The organism is Chitinophagaceae bacterium (assembly GCA_016710165.1).
GTDB lineage: Bacteria > Bacteroidota > Bacteroidia > Chitinophagales > Chitinophagaceae > Ferruginibacter.
On the sequence record JADJLJ010000001.1, the window covers coordinates 722,091 to 739,781 of the forward strand.

At 45.9% G+C, this 17,691-nt stretch carries 12 protein-coding genes; 4 read left to right on the forward strand and 8 right to left on the reverse strand.

From position 1 onward, the window contains the following. Window positions 1-43 precede the first annotated feature (43 nt). Both IPJ02_03175 and IPJ02_03180 read right to left on the reverse strand, forming a co-directional pair. Complete coding sequence (locus IPJ02_03175) at window positions 44-2,092, reverse strand: caspase family protein (GenBank protein MBK7374583.1); 2,049 nt, start codon at window positions 2,090-2,092, stop codon at window positions 44-46. Between the two features lie 42 nt (window positions 2,093-2,134). Next, window positions 2,135-3,130, reverse strand: coding sequence for a hypothetical protein (locus IPJ02_03180; protein MBK7374584.1), 996 nt, complete (start codon window positions 3,128-3,130; stop codon window positions 2,135-2,137). A gap of 210 nt (window positions 3,131-3,340) precedes the next feature. On the opposite strand from IPJ02_03180, the gene IPJ02_03185 reads away from it, so the two are divergent. Further along, window positions 3,341-6,142, forward strand: coding sequence for a tetratricopeptide repeat protein (locus tag IPJ02_03185; protein ID MBK7374585.1), 2,802 nt, complete (start codon window positions 3,341-3,343; stop codon window positions 6,140-6,142). A 14-nt stretch (window positions 6,143-6,156) separates the two neighbouring features. Here the strand turns inward: IPJ02_03185 and IPJ02_03190 are convergent, their stop codons facing one another. The 4 genes from IPJ02_03190 to IPJ02_03205 form a co-directional block, all read right to left on the reverse strand. After that, window positions 6,157-7,485 (reverse strand): caspase family protein, encoded by a 1,329-nt coding sequence (locus tag IPJ02_03190; GenBank protein ID MBK7374586.1) that lies wholly within the window; start codon window positions 7,483-7,485, stop codon window positions 6,157-6,159. A 137-nt stretch (window positions 7,486-7,622) separates the two neighbouring features. Then, entirely contained in the window at window positions 7,623-9,017 is a 1,395-nt protein-coding gene (locus IPJ02_03195; GenBank protein ID MBK7374587.1) for an amino acid permease, read from the reverse strand. 66 nt (window positions 9,018-9,083) lie between these two features. Then, complete coding sequence (locus IPJ02_03200) at window positions 9,084-9,287, reverse strand: hypothetical protein (protein ID MBK7374588.1); 204 nt, start codon at window positions 9,285-9,287, stop codon at window positions 9,084-9,086. Window positions 9,288-9,332: 45 nt separating this feature from the next. Further along, entirely contained in the window at window positions 9,333-9,500 is a 168-nt protein-coding gene (locus IPJ02_03205) for a hypothetical protein (protein MBK7374589.1), read from the reverse strand. Between the two features lie 455 nt (window positions 9,501-9,955). Here IPJ02_03205 and IPJ02_03210 point away from each other — a divergent pair, with 455 nt between their 5' ends. Further along, window positions 9,956-10,150 carry a hypothetical protein gene (locus tag IPJ02_03210; protein ID MBK7374590.1) on the forward strand — a complete coding sequence of 65 codons (195 nt, stop codon included), beginning with the start codon at window positions 9,956-9,958 and terminating at the stop codon, window positions 10,148-10,150. Window positions 10,151-10,252: 102 nt separating this feature from the next. On the opposite strand, the gene IPJ02_03215 is transcribed toward IPJ02_03210, so the two are convergent. Together IPJ02_03215 and IPJ02_03220 are read right to left on the reverse strand one after the other, a co-directional pair. After that, window positions 10,253-13,462, reverse strand: a complete 3,210-nt coding sequence (locus IPJ02_03215) for a PKD domain-containing protein (GenBank protein ID MBK7374591.1) — start codon at window positions 13,460-13,462, stop codon at window positions 10,253-10,255. Between the two features lie 90 nt (window positions 13,463-13,552). After that, window positions 13,553-16,516 (reverse strand): PKD domain-containing protein, encoded by a 2,964-nt coding sequence (locus IPJ02_03220; GenBank protein MBK7374592.1) that lies wholly within the window; start codon window positions 16,514-16,516, stop codon window positions 13,553-13,555. Window positions 16,517-16,802: 286 nt separating this feature from the next. Here IPJ02_03220 and IPJ02_03225 point away from each other — a divergent pair, with 286 nt between their 5' ends. Then, window positions 16,803-16,967 (forward strand): MmcQ/YjbR family DNA-binding protein, encoded by a 165-nt coding sequence (locus IPJ02_03225; protein MBK7374593.1) that lies wholly within the window; start codon window positions 16,803-16,805, stop codon window positions 16,965-16,967. A 147-nt stretch (window positions 16,968-17,114) separates the two neighbouring features. Beyond that, window positions 17,115-17,687 (forward strand): DNA alkylation repair protein, encoded by a 573-nt coding sequence (locus IPJ02_03230; protein MBK7374594.1) that lies wholly within the window; start codon window positions 17,115-17,117, stop codon window positions 17,685-17,687. Window positions 17,688-17,691 lie beyond the last annotated feature (4 nt).

The following is a 17,691-nucleotide window of genomic DNA, read 5'->3' on the forward strand; positions in this document are numbered from 1 at the left end:
ATAAGGATGTTTCTTTTTACAATAATTCCAATGCCCCCGGCATTTACTTTGGTAATATCTGGAAGTTCAGTGAAAAAACCGTCCCATTCTGGTCTGCATTTACTTTTGTTCCTACCCCACCCCTTGTCCCGTTCTCATTGATGTTGGAACTGATGAATATTTTTTCCAACCCGCTCAATACCCCTCTTTTATTACTGGCTGCCTTGATGTCCTTTGTTGTTAAAATATCTTCCAGGTCAAGTGCCGACGTGGACAGGAATACTTTGAATATTTCTTCCCCATAGGGTTTCTGGATGCTGATGGGATAATCCCGGAGAAAAAGGGTATCATATTTTTTGACCAGGCAGTCCTCCCATTTTAACGGATACGGGTTGCCATTCCTGTCCTTCAGGTTCTTATTGGGCATCACCGGGTTTATGATACCATCGGGCTGAATATCTACTATGTTGATATAAAATTGTTTGTTGCCGTTATTGATGATGCGTAAATAAACATCATCACCCTCCAATAGCTCCAGCCGCCCAAAATGGGTCCTTGATGCCAGCCTGACACTGTCAATTTTCCCTTTAGCATCCAGAAAGACCAATTCCACAATTGCCGAAAGGCCGGATTCATTAATTGATAAGCCTTTCAAATAGCGGAAGCGGTCATACCTTTTCAGCGCTTCTTTAAGGGCTTCCATATTCTGCGTCCTGGAAAAAACAAACCCATCCTGGAAAACAGCGCCGCTGTTGGGATATTTTAATGCCCAGTTGTTTGTGGAGCCCGACGTGTCAAGGATCAGGTCATAGTTCGCATTGAATTCAACCAATTGAAAATCCTTCAGGCTGTCCTGCACCATTTTGGCCACGGCTTTGATATCCCGCACGGAGAATTTAAGCTTTTCTCCCCCATAGGATAATTCATTGATAAATGCCCATGGATTGAGGTTTATTAATTTATCATCCGCACTATCCAGTTTTACCACGGAGGTAAATGGGGATGTACTGATGACCTTGCCGCTGTTGATCCTTTTTTTACCTGCCGTGCCGGTGGTACCCGGGTTAAAGAAATTGATCTCCGATCCTTTTGTTATGCCCGAAACAAACCCGGCATTTAAAGCAACCAGGTCATTCTTGCTCTGGCCCCGGTTGATGGTAAAATAAGGTTGCTGCTTTTCATATTTTCCTCCAAAAAGTTCCCGGTCGATACCATCCCCTTCCAGGACCGGTTTTTGTTTGGGCGCTTTTTCCCGCATGATATTCTCGATCATTGCAAAAAGTCCCCGGTAGGTTATATTCCCCTTTAAGGATGATATGGTTTTACTGAATGAATAGGATAATGAACCCACGGGGTTATTGTTATCATCATAACATTCATAATTAACTTCCTTTGCCTGCGCCCCCGAAATCACCACAAAGGTGGCTGCATTATCACTGAGCCTTGCTGCCGGCCCTTCATTAAAGACCCCCTTCTCATCTTTGACCGGTAAATGCTGTGTACCGAACTTACTGCTCACCATTGGAATATTCCCCCCGCGTATCTTGGCAGTTTCCACTCCTCTTGTACCGGAACCGGAATGACAGGCATCAATGATCACCAGCAGGTCTCCGTTCTTACCCAGCTTATTCCTTAACCGGGTTACCCGGTCGCCAAAAAGGTCATCCCGCAAATAAGCAGACGACAGCTCGCTGAATTTGGCCGGGTCCGCATCAAAGACAGCGCCGTAAGGAACGATCACCTCATCCAGGCCATCGATCTCATCATTGTTATCATCTTCGATCTGCTCTCCATGGCTGGAGAAATGGACAATCACGATATCATTTTCCTTTACGTTCCCGATCAGCTTATCCAGTGCATCCACGATGCCTTTTTTGGTAGCCATGGAATCGGTCAGTACCTGTATATTCCTTTCACTGAACTGCTGGCTGTTGACCAGTGCATTCTTGATCAGTGCAACATCATTCAACGAGTTAATGACCGCCCACCCGTTATTGATGGGATCAGGATAATTTCCGATCGCCACCACCAGGGCATGTTTTGTCTGTGAAACCGAACAGGCAGTTACCAAACTGAACAGGGCGGATAGAACCAGGGTTCTGATCTTCAACATACAAAATTTTTAAATTGAAAAATGAGGCTGTATCATAACGGTTCAACGTTTGCCGGGTAAATTCCTGTTTATCATTTTTACCGCCTTTTCACGATAGGAATCGATCATCAGGTTGGTGTTTTCCACGATAACTTTTGAAACAAACACATTCTTACTGCTTTCTTTCACTTTTACGTCGATCGTATACGCTCCCTGGCTGTAGCCCGGCTTTGCGTCCCCGTCTTCCAGGTGGTATCCAAATGAACGGGGAACGATGAATGACCTTCCTGTGAGTAATTTTCCTTTCATGGCTGAATAATATGCCCTGTAATTTGCTGCCGAATTTTCCAAAGGGGCATTGCGCACAAACAGATAGAATTTACCCAGGCTTACATTGTCATACAGAACCGCATCGGAACTCACATAGGATGACCTGAATGTTATCTCGATATCCATATTCAGTTCTTTGGCACCGCCGGCAGCAATTTTTGCCTTTGCATATTTAAGATCAAAATCGCTGCACCGCAACCTGAACATGGAATTATTCAGTATCTCATAGAGGTTGGAAGTATCGAGGGAAAAGCTGGCTGTAAATGCGGTATCGATCTCTCCTTCACTATTTGTAAACGTACGGGTTATCTTAAATCCGGAAAACTGCATGCCAACCGGATCAAAAGGACCCTCATTCGAAATCTGGTCATAAAAATACAAGTCGGTAAGAGCAAACTGGTAATTGGCAATGTATTTTTTCTGTTCATTGGCTATTACTTTCTTGATGGCATCCGTGGCAATACTGGCAACAGAGCCCACCAACATATCCAGTCCCCTTGATTTATTTCTCCCACGCATAGCAAGGGATGGTGCCGACTGTTCCTTCAACTGGCTGAAACTGACCACATCCCGGTTCTCCATGATCTTCATGTTCAGCTCCTCACCCTTTCCGGCAGAACCAACATGCGATCCTGCACAGCCGGTAAAAAATACCAGGATAAGACAAACAGTAATGATCCCAAAAAAATGATCTTTCAGGGTTTTACGCATATGGAATGTGATCCTCATGATCTTTTGAACTACCGGGTTAAAAATATTTCAGAAATTTAGTAATTTAATACGCTGTTTCCTAATTATTTATAACTAAAATGTTTATCTTGGGAAACCGATCATCTCCTACGGAGAAAATAGTTTAAATCCTTCATCGCTGAAAATCAGATCGCTTTTTTAATTCAAGCCCTCTGTACTTTTTAAGAATAGCATTTAAAAAAACCAGCCATGCAAGTGATCTATTTATTTGCTAAAAAGACACTATTCCTTTTTCTTTTATGCCTTGCCGGTTTTCTCATGCAGGCACAGCCGCCCGGTACAAGCAGGGGGGTAACTGTTGCCACAACAGCAACGGCCGACAGTAGCACGGGCAATGTATACGCCATTATTACCGGTGTTTCCAAATACCCCGGCATAACCCCGCTGAAATATGCCGATAAGGATGCATTGTTATTCCGCGACTTTTTACAAACCCCTTCCGGTGGGAATACAAGACCCGAAAATATATTATCGCTCATCAACGACAGTGCAAAAGCTGCCGACTTTAATGTAAAAGCCTATAGCTGGTTGCTAAGCAGGAAACTGAAAAAGGGCGACCGCCTGTATCTCTACTTCAGCGGCCACGGGGATGCGATGAGCGAAGATCTCTATTTTTTCCTTCCCTACGACTGCGAGCCAAATAAGGATGACCACAATTACCTGGGTACCGGGAACATCAACATGCATACGGTAAAAACGCTGTTCATAAAGCCCTTGGCAGCCCGGGGAGTGGATGTATTGCTGATCATGGATGCATGCCGGACCAATGAACTTCCGGGTGGAAAAGAAGGCCAGCAGAATTTCACCAACAATTTCATAGCCGAGCAGAAGATGGGGGAAACCCTGTTGCTTTCAACAGGCGCCGGGCAGGTTTCCATTGAAAGCCCCTCCATCGGTAACGGGCATGGCCTGTTCACGTATTACCTGATAGATGGCCTGGCAGGTGCTGCTGATAAAGATTCGCTGAATGGCGACAACGACGGCAGGGTATCATTGGGCGAAATATCCACCTATGTAAAGAACCAGGTGAAGCGGATTGCCCGCACCTCTTTCAATACTGTTCAGATACCTTATTACTGCTGTGCCGAAAAAGACCTTAACACCATCAGCAAAGTAGATGCCCCCACTTTTACTGCCTGGGAATATTCAAAAAAACTTCAGCAACTGAGTTCCGACCAAAATGTATTTGCGGTAAACAACGCCAGGCCGGGGGTAAAAGGGGTTGGCGACCTTTCCGGCAATGACACGATGCAAATAAAGATCTACAACCAGTTCAACGACGCACTAAAAACGGAGAAACTGGTTGGTGAAGCGTCTGCCGAAACATTTTACCAGGAAATGGAAAAAAAATGGCCGGGCAGTATGATCTCCGAAGATGCAAAATATTCGCTGGCGGCAAAATACCTGAACTTCTGCCAGCAAAAGATAAACCTGTTCCTCGGCGGGAAGGGGCTGATCCACATTGTGTATATGGAAAAGGAGATCAATAAAGATAAACGGGAAAGCGACAAGGCTGCCATAACAGACCTGGGTGAACAGATAAAAAAATTAAAGACACTGGTAACCACTGGTTTTGACGTGGCGGCAACCATGATGGAGAAAGCATTTGATATACTGAAGCAGGAACCGGCCCTGGTGGAACCGCTTCATGCAAAACTTGATTTCCTGAGAACAATGGCCGCTTACGCGGATAAAAAAACAAAGCAGGAAGAACTGGTACGGCTTTGCCGGCAGGCGATAGCCAGTGAACCGCAATCCGCCGCAGGGTACCAGCTGATGGGATGGATATACCAGGATATGCAGGATGACTCCTGCGAATATTATTTCAAGAAGGCAGCAGATATAGCGCCCAAATGGGCTTATCCCATGAATGGCCTGGGGAATTATTATATTTCAAAGAACGATAAGAAGAAGGCCATCCGGTATTTTACAATGGCTACGCAGCTGGATAACCTGATGGGCAATGCGTACCGGAATATCGGGATGACCTACTACAACCAGAAAATATTTGATTCCGCTAAATATTTTTTCAGGAAAGCGATCGATATAGACCCCTGCGACCCGTATGCCAATGAAAATTACGGAACTGCCAATGCGGATTATATATCACCCGAATTTGGAAGCATACGCACCGACAGCCTTTACTTCACGATCGCCCGGAAATTCTTTTACAAGTCCATTAACTGCAACCCGGGCTTTGCATCGGGCTACCAGAAACTGGCTGCGCTTTATTCCCGTGCAAAATACGAAGACAGCGCCCTAGCCATACTGCACTATGCGGTGGAAATGAACCCGGAAAATGGAGAGGTGTTCCGGAACCTGGGTACCTATTATTTATACAACCGCAGGGATACATTACAGGCAGAGGAAAATTTTAAAAAAGCGATCGCACTGGATCCTTCTACGGGTGATAATTATTTTGCGCTGGCAAGGCTTTACCGCAAACAGAAAAATAAAGACAAGGCCATTGCGGTGTATACCGAAGCGCTGGATAAGATCGGCAGCAACCGGGACCTCTACAATGAACTGGGAAATGTTTATTTTGAAGCCCCTTCACAATTTGACATGGCCATCCGTTTTTATAAGAAGGCCCTGCAGATCGATCCCACCCTCGCCTATGTTCATTTCAACCTCGGGAAACTGTATGGTGTAAAAGATGCGGTAAAAGACAGTTCCATCTACCATTACAGCAAGGCTGTGCTTTACGACCCCGACCGTTTTCAGCAAATGAACTATTCCATTACCGAATTTTATACCAGCAACAAAAGAACAGCCGAGGCAAAAGCATTTTACAGACAGATGCTGGAGAAAGGGATCGCTTCAAAGTTCTGGCTGAACTCCTATACCGAGCGGCTGGTTACGATCCTGATCGAAGAAAAGGATCTTGCGGAAGCCGAACGTACTTTAAAACAGTACCTGGACCCCGGATCGGATAAAGAACTCTACGCCAAATTATCTGCCGCCATCACCGCCGGGCCTGGTAATGATTAAACCCGGTACGGATCCTAATTCTTTTTAAACAACGGGGTCTGCTTGCAGGGTTTAATGATCTTATTATTTTCCGGCTGCGGGCAATCCACTCCCCTGGCTACTTTAATGGTCTCTGCCTGGGCCTGGTTAACTACATCCCACCACGAAAATTCATCCGTAAAACCTATACCCATGTATTTTTCCAGCGACTCCCTGAATTGTGATGTAAAAAAACCTCCCTTAGCCAGTGTACCGGCCGACACTTCGCCTTTGGAAGCGGCCGTCATTAAATAGGAAACCGGCTCCGGGCTCAGGAACAATGCCTGGCAATTCGCAAGATTTAACCGGAGTGCCGATCCACGAAGCCCGGCTATATTGGGACTGATTATACTCCGGGTGGTCTCACCCCAGTTACAGCAATCGCTCAATACAAGTTTTACCCTACCCTTTTTCCCGTTGATCATGTTGTATACTTCTTCGATATTTAATTCCGCATCGGCAAGTTTCTGCGTCTTGTAATTGGTGCGCAGGTCGAGGTAAGGGAATAAAAGGGAGTTGTTCTTTTTACTGAAGCCATGGCCGGAATAATAAAAGATGACAATATCATTCTCACCCGGGCTGAGCGCATTGACCGCTTCCAATACATTTTTCTTATTGAATTCCGTGCCTGAAATTTCTTTTGCGTTAAAAGGGATCTGCAATACGGATGCGATGGATGAAAATGTTTTATAGGTTGCCTGTTTATCTACAGCGCAGGTTTTCCCGATGTCTTCCACTTCGGTATTGGTCACGGAAATGAAATGCAATTTAGCTCCCCGCACGGTATTTCCTCCCCGGCCTTTGGGTTCAAAAAGATTTTTATAAAAGCCATCTTCTTTTGTAAAATAGTTTAATACAAAATCCTGGGTCAGCGCTCCCATTTCAATAAAATTAGTACTGGTATATACCCCATTGTATTGCGTACCCGCCCTGTCTGTAATAACCTCCCAGGGTTCAAAATACCCCGACACGGAATTCACCCTGAACCAATACTGGTCCGGGGTATACTGAACGCCGCTATCCCCTCTGATCACCCGTGGATTTATACCCCGGAATATCTTTTTGCCATACTCCATATTATTATCCTTATCCCTTCCGTAATCCTCCTGCAGGTCCATATGCACCAGGATATCTGCGCTGGACTGCCGGTTTACATACCGTACCCGTATAAAGCCGGTACCGTCGTTGTTGCTGTACAGGAATGCCTTATATGCCTGCCGCAAATTCCCGGTATCATAATAATAATCCAGCTCATACACCGATTGGGCATAAAGGGGGCTGCCTGAAATGATAAGCAGCGATAAAAGGAAGAATTTTAATTTCATAAAAAAGCTGGTTTTGAATATTCCCGTACAATATAAAAAAATATCGGTTAGGTACAACCGTTTTCAGGTGACCAGGGTTCCCATCAATGATCCCCTCACTAAAAGGCGTTAGGTCCTTACGGCACCGGTAACCCACCCTATTTTATTTTCTTCCGGGTGAACTTCCAGGCAAAATAGAATACGGTGGTCACCGCAAAAAATATTGAAATGGCTTTTACTTCTGCCATGCTGATATGCGACAGGAACCATCCAATGGTAATGATGGCAAGCACCGGAATGCTGATCCCCCCGGGCATTTTGAAACCACGGTGTGTTTTAATACTGCCGGGTACCGGAACTCCAGGTTCTTCGTGCCTTCCTGTACTTTCAATAATGGCATCTTCCTGGTCAGTACCCGGCTCAATGGGCTTCTTTTGATAACGAAGCCGGATGGTGGCCAGCACCACGGCGAGGTAAATGATCAAAACAGAAGCACTGGCCAAAACTGCCAGTTGCCTGAATCCGCCACTGGATGCAAAAATAAAACATGCAAGACTGTAGGCAATGATCGCCCAATAGGGGGTGGCAAATTTTGGATGAACCTTTCCGAGCAGACCAGGCAGCAGTTTATCTTCAGCCGCCGCAAATAAAACCCTTGGTGAGGCAAGCAGGTCGCCGCTCAAAGTACCAAACATGCAGAAGACACTGGTTACAAGAATGACGGTACCGCCATTAACACCGACCAGGCTGGTGGCCAATGCTGCCAGCGGGGCATTCTTATTTACTGCCAACTGGTCTCCCAAAACGCCCTGTGCAACCAAATGTATCAACAGGTATATGATCAATATGCCGGCAACACCCATGAATATCCCCCTGGGAATATTCCGTTCAGGATCCCGTACTTCGCCACTGACACTTAAAGCGGTTTCAGTACCCATGAATACAAAAAAAAGGATAAGTGAAGCGTCCCCAATGCTTATAATTCCCGGCCAGGTTTTTATCGCAAGATTCTGAGGGGATATACTGAACAACCCTACCATGATCAGCAGCACAAGCGGCGCTGTTTTTATCAATGTTACCGCAGAAGCAAACCCCGCCCCTTCCTTTACTCCCCGGATATTTATGAATGCCAGGGAAAAGAATACAACGCTGAAAAAAATAATTTTTACATAGTTCAGTGAGAACGGAGGGATCCACAGGGCGAGCATATCGGTAAGCGCATTGGCCACGGCAGCGTTGGAAGCAGCAGCAAAACCAATCCAGAAAAGACTGTTGACCAGGAATCCGGCCAGGGGACCAAATGCTTTTTCAACATATGCATAAGAACCACCGGTTGAAACGACCTTGCTGCCCACTTCGGCATAACAAAGCATGATCAGAACAACGAGCAATCCGCAAACGAGGTAAGCGATAAAGGCTGCCGGTCCCAGGCCGGCTGCAACCGTTGCCGGAAGAACAAAGATACCGGCACCTACGGTCAGGTTAATGGCATTTAAAGCAAGACTGCTTGCACCGATCTCCCGCCTGAGCACAGGCCCGGTTGTTTTTTGCATCTTTAAATATACAATAAGAAATCAAAGAAGCAGGTATGGGCAGGCCATTGCTTTTCACTGGTTCCGTTAATGCTCATTTTTCCGGAAGCGATCTGCAATGACCGCCAGTTGCGAAGCATTGAGCGGAGTTGTTTTTTTGAGGACATCTATAAAATGATCCACTTCTTTCTGGCTTGCCGGGCATCCTGTATTTGACCCCCTGACCGTTCCGTCTGCGGCTGTTGTTCTTACCTGTGAATCAAAAAGCAGGTTATAATTCTTATCCAGCACCACCCAGTAAGGCAGCCCCTGGTCTTTTCCATTAGTATTTTTCCATCATTTCTTTTCCCCGGGATTTTCGAGTCTTTCCTTGCCCTTGCTTTCCAGTACAGTGATATGGGTGATCACAAAATTATCATCAAAGAATCTTTTTACAGAAATATCATTTAAGGAAGTATCCATCTTATGGCACCAGCCGCACCAGGAGGCATGAAAGATGAGCAATACTTTTTATTTTGAATACCGGCATCCGTAACGGCCTTTTTTAAAACATCATTTGCAGCCGGTGCAGAGATTTGTGCATGCAGGTTAACAGACATGAAAAAAAGAATAAAAAACAATATTTGTGACCGTTTCATAATGATTGTTCAGGTTTAATTAAAAATAAGAATCCAATGCTGCATTAAAACCTATGATCTCCAACCTGTAAGGTAAATTAAAATAAATACCGCTTTCATTCGGTTATCGATGATAATGCTCGTTTAACATTTTTTTAAACCGTTTAACTGCTTTTATCCATTGCCGTGAACCAAACAGTCTGTATATTTGCGGCGCAATTCAGAACTATCCGCGATAGATAATGGTTTTTTAAACCTGCTGTTTGCCCCGAGATCCGCTGCCAGACTATATCACGCCTGACGTATGGAGAATTTTATTGTGTAAAGACTAAACAGAGATATATGAAAAATGAAACAATGGGTGCTCATGCAACCCTGAACAAGAAAGAGCAGAAAGATTTATCAAATGAATCAAAAGAAACAAACACCGTTGACATGAAAGCAGACAACCAGCAACGCAGTTTTGGAGTGTTGGACATGTGGTACCTGCAAAAAAGGCAACGCACTGCCGCATCAATGCTGAGAAGGCTGCAATAAAACTGCAGGCATTCTTTGAAATAAATTTCTTCTCTACGAAACAAAAAAGCATCCGCCATTGGGCGGATGCTTTTTTTATAAAAACCTGTAAGATTTAGGTTCCTATCGCATCAGCACCGTTGTACCCTGCTTCCGGTGCAGCTTGCCATCCACATCAACGGCTTCTATCATCCATACCACCGTTTGTGTTTCTGTTGATGGCTGGCCATTTATCTTCCCGTCCCAACCCGGCCGGTCACTCTTCATCTGGAAAAGCAGTTTGCCCCAGCGGTTATAAACCCTGAAATAATTCACATGATCGAAGCCGAATAATAACGGGCGAAGCAGGTCATTCAATCCATCACCACCTGGTGTAAATACCGTAGGTACATAGATCTCGATCTTTTTAAGCGTCCTCACCAGTTGTGTATCCACGGTGATACAGCCATTGGCTGCCGTTTTTAATTCAATGGTATATAGTTGTGAATTGACCCCTTTAAATGTGGGCGTATAACTGAAACGGGTATCCAGGCTGGTGGCCGGGCTCCAGATGGCAGTATTGCCGATCTGCCTTGCATGCAGCAGTTCGGGGAAATTATAACGGGCATCAAATTCAGGATATGTGATGCCGGGCACAGGGGCATCTACCTTAATATCAAGTTCACGCACACTTACGGGTGTTGGGCATCCCGTGATATTTGTGGTCAGCCTGATCTTGTAGTTGCCCGGGGCAGGGTAACTGTAAATTGGTGTACGCATGGTGGAAGTCTGCCCATTACCGAATTCCCACAAATAATCAAGCGTGGTAGTAGTGGTATTAATTGTTTTATTCACTACATACAGCGGTAAATTGATACAGGTCAGCGGTTGAATTAAAAAATCGGCAACCGGGTACGCAAAGACAGCTACGGTAAACAGGCTGCTGTCTACACAACCCCCATCCGTTGCGGTTACCAGTAACTTTACTTTATATGTTCCCGGTTGTGCATAGCTGTGGGTTATGTTGGCGGTGGTTGCGGTGGTTCCGTCACCAAGGTCCCAGTTATACAGCAAGGTGCCGGAAAAAACAGTACTGGTATTGGTGAAGATGAACTGGTTATTGTTGAAGCACTGGCTGGCCTGGTTTATAGTAAAGCCGGCAACAGGTGTGGGGTTGACCGTAATATTAAATAAGGTACTGTCCTGGCATCCGCCATTTGCTGCTGTGATGAGCAGTTTAACGGTGTAATTGCCCGGGACGGGGTAGGTATACGTAACATCTTTTGTGGTGAACAGGTTGCCATTTCCCATATCCCAGCTATACAGCAGGTTGCCTGCAAATACAGTACTGGTATTGGTAAACACGAACTGGTTGTCTTTAAAGCACTGCTGAACAGGGCTGTTCAGAACAAAACTGGCAACCGGTGTGGGGAAGGCCGTAACAGCAAATGTGGAATCATCCACACAGTTATTGCCGGAGGTAACAACCAACCGCACATTGTATGTTCCCGGCAGGGCATAGCTATGCGTTACGTTGGGCGTGGTAGCTGTTGTACCATCGCCAAGGTCCCAGGCATATTGCATGGTACCGGATGGAATGGTGCTGGTATTGGTGAATACAAACTGGTTGTTCTTAAAACACTGGTCGGCCAGGTTTATTGTAAAACCGGCAACCGGCATATCATATACCTGCACCGTTGTGATACTGGTGTCTTTACATCCATTGGCGCTTGTGGCGATCATTCGTACCTGGTAGGTGCCGGGTGTAGCATAGGTATGGGTTGTATTGGCCGTGGTAGCGGTATTGCCATCGCCAAAATCCCAATCGTACAGCAATGACCCGGATGAAACGGTACTGGTATTGGTGAATGAAAACAGGTTGTCTTTATAGCATTGATTCACCTGGTCGGTTAAAAACGCGGCAACCGGTACCTCATGAATGGTTATAACGATCTCATCGGTGGTGGATACACAGCCAACAAAACTGAATACGGCGGCATAATAAGTACCACTCAGTATTGGACTGTACTGTGTTTGGGTAGCCCCGGGTATGGCAATATTATTCCGGTACCATTGTATGCTGTCTGCCGGCTGAACAAGCAGCAGGGCAGACTGGGGATCACCCAGGCAAAAAGTATTCAGCCCGATAAGCTGGATGGAACTGTCCTGTATCGCTGCAAAGACCATTACGGTATCTCTTGAAACACATCCCCCTCCCTCATGGGAAGTAGTAAGTATATATTCAGTGGTTATTGCCGGAGTAGCGATCGGGTTTGATATGGCAGGATTATTCAGTCCCGTGACCGGGCTCCACGAATAGAGATAGGTCGGCGTAGGGATCGCACCAAGTTGTACCGGTGTATTATTACAGGATGTCCTGTCTGGCCCGGCAACGGATTGTATGGTGAGGGTATCCTGTAAAGTAGCGGTGAGGGTATCGATACATCCATACCCGTTATAAGGATTCACCACCAGTTTCAATATCGTACCCGGCGGTGGTGGAGGGGTAAAATTAATGACCTGTGTATTGCCCAGTATCGTTGTAAAGGTCTGGTCCCACCAGGTGTATGTCTGGTAACCAAAAGGCCCGGTCACATTAATGAATGTATCATCCGGGCAATAGGTGGCGCCGATAAATGAACTGCTGCATTCCGAATTAACATCAATATAAGCGTAACCAAAATGACTTCCGTTTGTTAATCCGCAACCGCTAACGGCAAATGTAAGTTTAATGGTCTTGCCGGCCAGGTTATCCAGTTTAATGGAGGCCGCTGCCCAATCTTTGCATCTTACCGTACTGCCGTTGGGGGCGGTAATGGGGGAAGTAAAGAAACCCGGTAAGCTGCCATTCACAACGATCGGATCCAGCGGGCAAGGCAGGGGGGTTCCGTCTGTAACGTTCTCCACGGTGATCACCAGCCTTGGCTGCAGGTTTGCCGGGTGATTGGCATCATTTAAAACGATGGCATAATGATAGATCAGGTTAAACGTATTTGAAGTTGCGGGAATGGTAAATGTATAGGAAACCCCGTCTGACGTAGTGCCGGTAACCTCGTTACCGATCTTTATAGAATGCCCGCTGCCATTGGGACAGTTTTTCGGGAACCCGCCATACAGGTCATTACCATTACCCGGGGGGTTCGACAGCAGATCATGCCTTCCGGGCGTGGGCGGAACAGGAACCGGGTTCGGCGATCCGCCTGTATAGCCGCTTTGTGATAAACACTCCCAGTTATTAAAATTGCCCAGTTCAAAATCTATATTAGGCGGGCATTGGGCCTGTGTGAATTTACTGCTGCCTGCTATCAAAAAGAACAGCACTAAAAAACGGTAAACATGAGTACGAAAAGCCATTGTATTTTGTTAATTATTTTTTCTCTAATGGTTGTTTGCCCGGACAAATACAGTAGCTGACACGAACCCTTTAATCAAAGTCCGATCGTGTTACCGGATCAGCACGGTTGTACCCTGCCTCCTGTGTGTCACGCCATCCACGTCCACAGCTTCGATCATCCAAACCACCGTCTGCATCTCGGCTGGTTGCCCGTTAACCCTTCCATCCCATCCCGGCCGGTCGCTCTTCATCTGGAAGATCAGTTTGCCCCAGCGGTTATACACCCTGAAGTAGTTTACGTGATCAAATCCCATCAGCAACGGACGCAGGTAATCATTCAGTCCGTCGTTGCCGGGTGTAAATACCGTGGGCACATAGATCTCGATCTTTTTCTTTGTTTTTACAAACTGGGTATCAACGGTGATACAGCCACTCGCTGTTTTTAATTCTATGGTATATAGCTGTGAATTTATTCCCCTGAATACAGGTGAATAACTGAACCGGTTATCGAGGCTTATACCCGGGCTCCACAGCACACTGGTACCTATCTGGCGGGCAAATAGTTTTTCCGGGAAATTAAACACAGCTTCCTTATCGGGATAAACCATGCCGGGTGCCGGTGCTTCAATAACAACGGGTACCAGTTTTGTAGTGACCGTTGCCGGGCATTGGGCCGTGCTTACCGATAAACGCAGGTTGTAATTGCCAGGTGCCGGGTAACTGTATGCCGGGCTTCTTACGAACTCAGTATGACTGTTGCCAAAATCCCACACGTAATTAAGCGTGGAAGATGTGTTGTTGAGTGTTTTGTTTATTACCAGCACTTCCTGGTTGATACAGGCCGGAACCCTTACAAGAAAATCGGCCAGGGGGTATGCAAATATCTTCACGTCCCTGAAACTGCTGTCAACACAACCGCTGTCTGAAGTTGCAAGCATCCTGATACGGTAATCGCCCGACTGCAGGTAACTATGGTTCACATTTGCAGTGGTTGCTGTATTTCCATCACCCAGGTCCCAATTGTAATTAACGGTACCGGAAAAAATGGTAGTGGTATTGGTCAACACAAAATTATTTCCGCCGAAGCACTGTTGTACATTGTTCACAGCAAACCCTGCCACCGGGCTTGGATTTACCGCAACATTAATACTGATACTGTCTGCACATCCCTTATCCGTGATCACTAACAATTTCACTGTATATGAACCCGGCAGCACATAACTGTGTGTTACATCCGGGGTGTTTGCAATATTGCCGTCGCCCAGGCTCCAGTTGTACACAAGCGTTCCGGATTCAACAGTGGTATTATTGGTGAAAATGAACTGGTGGCCCGTGAAGCACTGGCTATTTGTATTAACTACCGCATCCGCAGTTGCACTCGGGTAAACATTCACGGTTCGGATAAGACTGTCCTTACAGCCATTACCGGAAGTAACCATGAGTTTTACGGTATAGGTACCGGCCTGTGCATAACTGTGATTCACATCGGTGGTCGTTAAAACAGTACCATCCCCCATATCCCAGCTATATTGAATCGTTCCCGATGCAATGGTACTCGTATTGGTAAAAGCAAACTGGTTATTCCTGAAACACTGGCTTGTTGGAGAGTTCAGATTAAAACCTGCTACGGGGTTGTCATAAACGTTAATGGTTTTAATTTCTGTGTTTGAGCTGCAGCCAACAAAACTGAAGACCGTGGCATGGTATGCACCCGTTTGGGTAACATTATATTGCGTTTGGGTTGCACCGGGTATTGCAATACCATTCCGGTACCACTGGATACTGTCTGCAGGCTGTACCCTTAATACCGCTGCCTGCGGATCACCAATACAATAGGTGTCCTTTCCTAACAACAGTATACTGCTGTCCAGGACTGCTGCAGATACAATAACGGTATCCTTGCTCACACACCCACCTCCGGCACTGGAAGTAGTGACCACGTATTGCGTGGTGGTTGAAACAGTTGCTATTGGGTTCGATATGGCAGCATTACTTAGTCCCGTGACCGGGCTCCAGGAGTACACATGACCGGGTTTGGGGGGCACCCCGATCTGAACGGGGGTAAGGTTGCAAGCTAATTTGTCGAGGCCGGCATCCGACCGGATATTTAACGTGTCCAAAAGATCGGCATATAAGGTATCCAGGCAACCATACCCGGAAAATGGTTCTATTACCACAGCGATGGTGGTTCCGGGTGGTGGTGGTGGGTTAAAATTGATCACCTGGTTTGTACCCAGTATTGTTGTAAAACCTGCATCCCACCAGGTGTATGACTGATATCCAAAGGGAGCTGTAACATTGATGGCTGTGTCATCCGCACAATACGCTGCTCCAATAAATGCACTGCTGCACCCCGTATTCACGTCTATATAAGCATACCCGAAATGGCTTCCGTTCGTTAAGCCGCAACCTGTCACTGTAAATGTGATCTGGATCGTTTTGCCTGCATTGTTGTCTAATTTGATAGAGGCTGCAGCCCAGTCCTTACATCTCACCAGGCTGCCATTGGGCGCCCGGTTTGGTGAATCAAAAAAACCGGGTAAACTGCCCGTTACAACGATCGGGTCAAGCGGGCAGGGCAATGGTATGCCATCCGTAACATTCATCACTGTTATCAATAGCCGGGGTTGCATGTCGGGAGTATGCCCGGCATCATTTAATACGATGGCATAATTATATATCAGGTTGTACGTGTTCTGCCCCGGTGGAATTGTAAAAGTATATGAAACCGCATCGGCTGTAGTACCGGTGATCTCGTTACCGATCTTAACAGAATGGCCGCTTCCATTCGGACAGTTCTTTGTGAACAATCCATAAGCATCCCGTCCGTTACCGGGCGGTAAAGAAGATAACATATCGTGTCTCCCCGGTGTTGGAGGGGTTGGTGCTAACGTGATCACGCCATTAAATCCACCCGATTGGCATTGCCAGTTGGTGAAATCTCCCAGTTCAAAATCAAGATTAGGAGGACATTGTGCATGGGTAAACAGCGCCGCTGATAGTAAAAAAAACAGTATCAGGGCCTTAAAACCAAACTGTTTCAGAGGCAGTAGTTGTTGGTGTTGAGCTTTCATGTTGTAGTGTGCAGTTCGTAAAGTTAATAAAAGGCAGGCAAACGCCCTACTGTTCAGGCTACTACATACAAAATATTTGAACCCAGGCTGTGTAAAACGGATGAGCGGGGTATCCCTAAAGCACCAAAACACTGATAATGACTGCTCTATACACATCAACAATCAGTATGCTGAACTTTCAACAAACCGATCAGCTAACCTTACCAGAGAAGGAGATCTAAAAGCTATCAAAAAACCTATAAGGTCTTAAAGACCTTATAGGTTTCTTAAAAAAGTATATTGCAGCATGGTTACTGTTGGAACATTCCGGCAAATGGCGCTGTCGCATCCGGGTGCCGTTGAATTGCCACATTTTGACAGGACCTCTTTCCGGCTGAACAAAAAGATATTTGCCACACTGGATGAAAAGAAAAGGTCCGCCGTGCCGGGGGAAAGAGGAATTAAAAAATAAGGCTGTATAACTTTGGTAAAGTTTCGAACTTTGCCAAAGTTTAAAAAATTTTTCTTAGTGCCTTCGTGTCTTTGTGGCTGATTCATCTACTTGATGGCATGTCTGTTTCTGGTCTACTTAAGCATACAGGATCTATAAAAAAACCGCATGAGCAGTAACTTAAAAGCCATACAGGCAATACTAAAGGCCAATAGTAACAAAGCCGCATTGGCAGCACAGAAGAATTTTGTGCCGGGCGTGAACAGCAAAGTATATGGCGTACGAATGCCGGTATTGAATGAACTGGCAAAACAATTCAAAGCGGGCGGATTTGATCTGGTAAAAGAACTTTGGGATGCTGGCGCCTATGAAGAAAAGATGATCGCGGTAAAGATGCTGGGCTGTATCGCAAAAAAAGACCCGGCAAGGTCATTGAAATTCATTCAGCATTTTGCCCCGGGTATTGATAACTGGGCTGTTTGTGATGCCATGGGCATGCAGGGATTAAAACCCATCCTTAAAACACATCAACAGGAAATATTTGCCCTGGCTAAAAAATACAACAGTTCTGAAAATTCCTGGGAAAGACGGTTAAGCCTGGTTTTGGTGGAATGGTATACCCGGGAACCTTCGCTTCATGCTGAAATAAAAAAACTGGTAACCCCTTTGGAAAATGACCCCGAATATTATGTCCGTAAAGCCGTGGTTTGGATCAATAAGAATTTTACAAAAGGAAAATAATAGT

What these genes read in the sequence shown, in the direction of transcription:
- IPJ02_03175 (MBK7374583.1), bottom strand. Translation starts at nt 2,092, where the DNA reads ATGTTGAAGATCAGAACCCTGGTTCTATCCGCCCTGTTCAGTTTGGTA.
- IPJ02_03180 (MBK7374584.1), bottom strand. Translation starts at nt 3,130, where the DNA reads ATGAGGATCACATTCCATATGCGTAAAACCCTGAAAGATCATTTTTTT.
- IPJ02_03185 (MBK7374585.1), top strand. Translation starts at nt 3,341, where the DNA reads ATGCAAGTGATCTATTTATTTGCTAAAAAGACACTATTCCTTTTTCTT.
- IPJ02_03190 (MBK7374586.1), bottom strand. Translation starts at nt 7,485, where the DNA reads ATGAAATTAAAATTCTTCCTTTTATCGCTGCTTATCATTTCAGGCAGC.
- IPJ02_03195 (MBK7374587.1), bottom strand. Translation starts at nt 9,017, where the DNA reads ATGCAAAAAACAACCGGGCCTGTGCTCAGGCGGGAGATCGGTGCAAGC.
- IPJ02_03210 (MBK7374590.1), top strand. Translation starts at nt 9,956, where the DNA reads ATGAAAAATGAAACAATGGGTGCTCATGCAACCCTGAACAAGAAAGAG.
- IPJ02_03215 (MBK7374591.1), bottom strand. Translation starts at nt 13,462, where the DNA reads ATGGCTTTTCGTACTCATGTTTACCGTTTTTTAGTGCTGTTCTTTTTG.
- IPJ02_03220 (MBK7374592.1), bottom strand. Translation starts at nt 16,516, where the DNA reads ATGAAAGCTCAACACCAACAACTACTGCCTCTGAAACAGTTTGGTTTT.
- IPJ02_03225 (MBK7374593.1), top strand. Translation starts at nt 16,803, where the DNA reads ATGGTTACTGTTGGAACATTCCGGCAAATGGCGCTGTCGCATCCGGGT.
- IPJ02_03230 (MBK7374594.1), top strand. Translation starts at nt 17,115, where the DNA reads ATGAGCAGTAACTTAAAAGCCATACAGGCAATACTAAAGGCCAATAGT.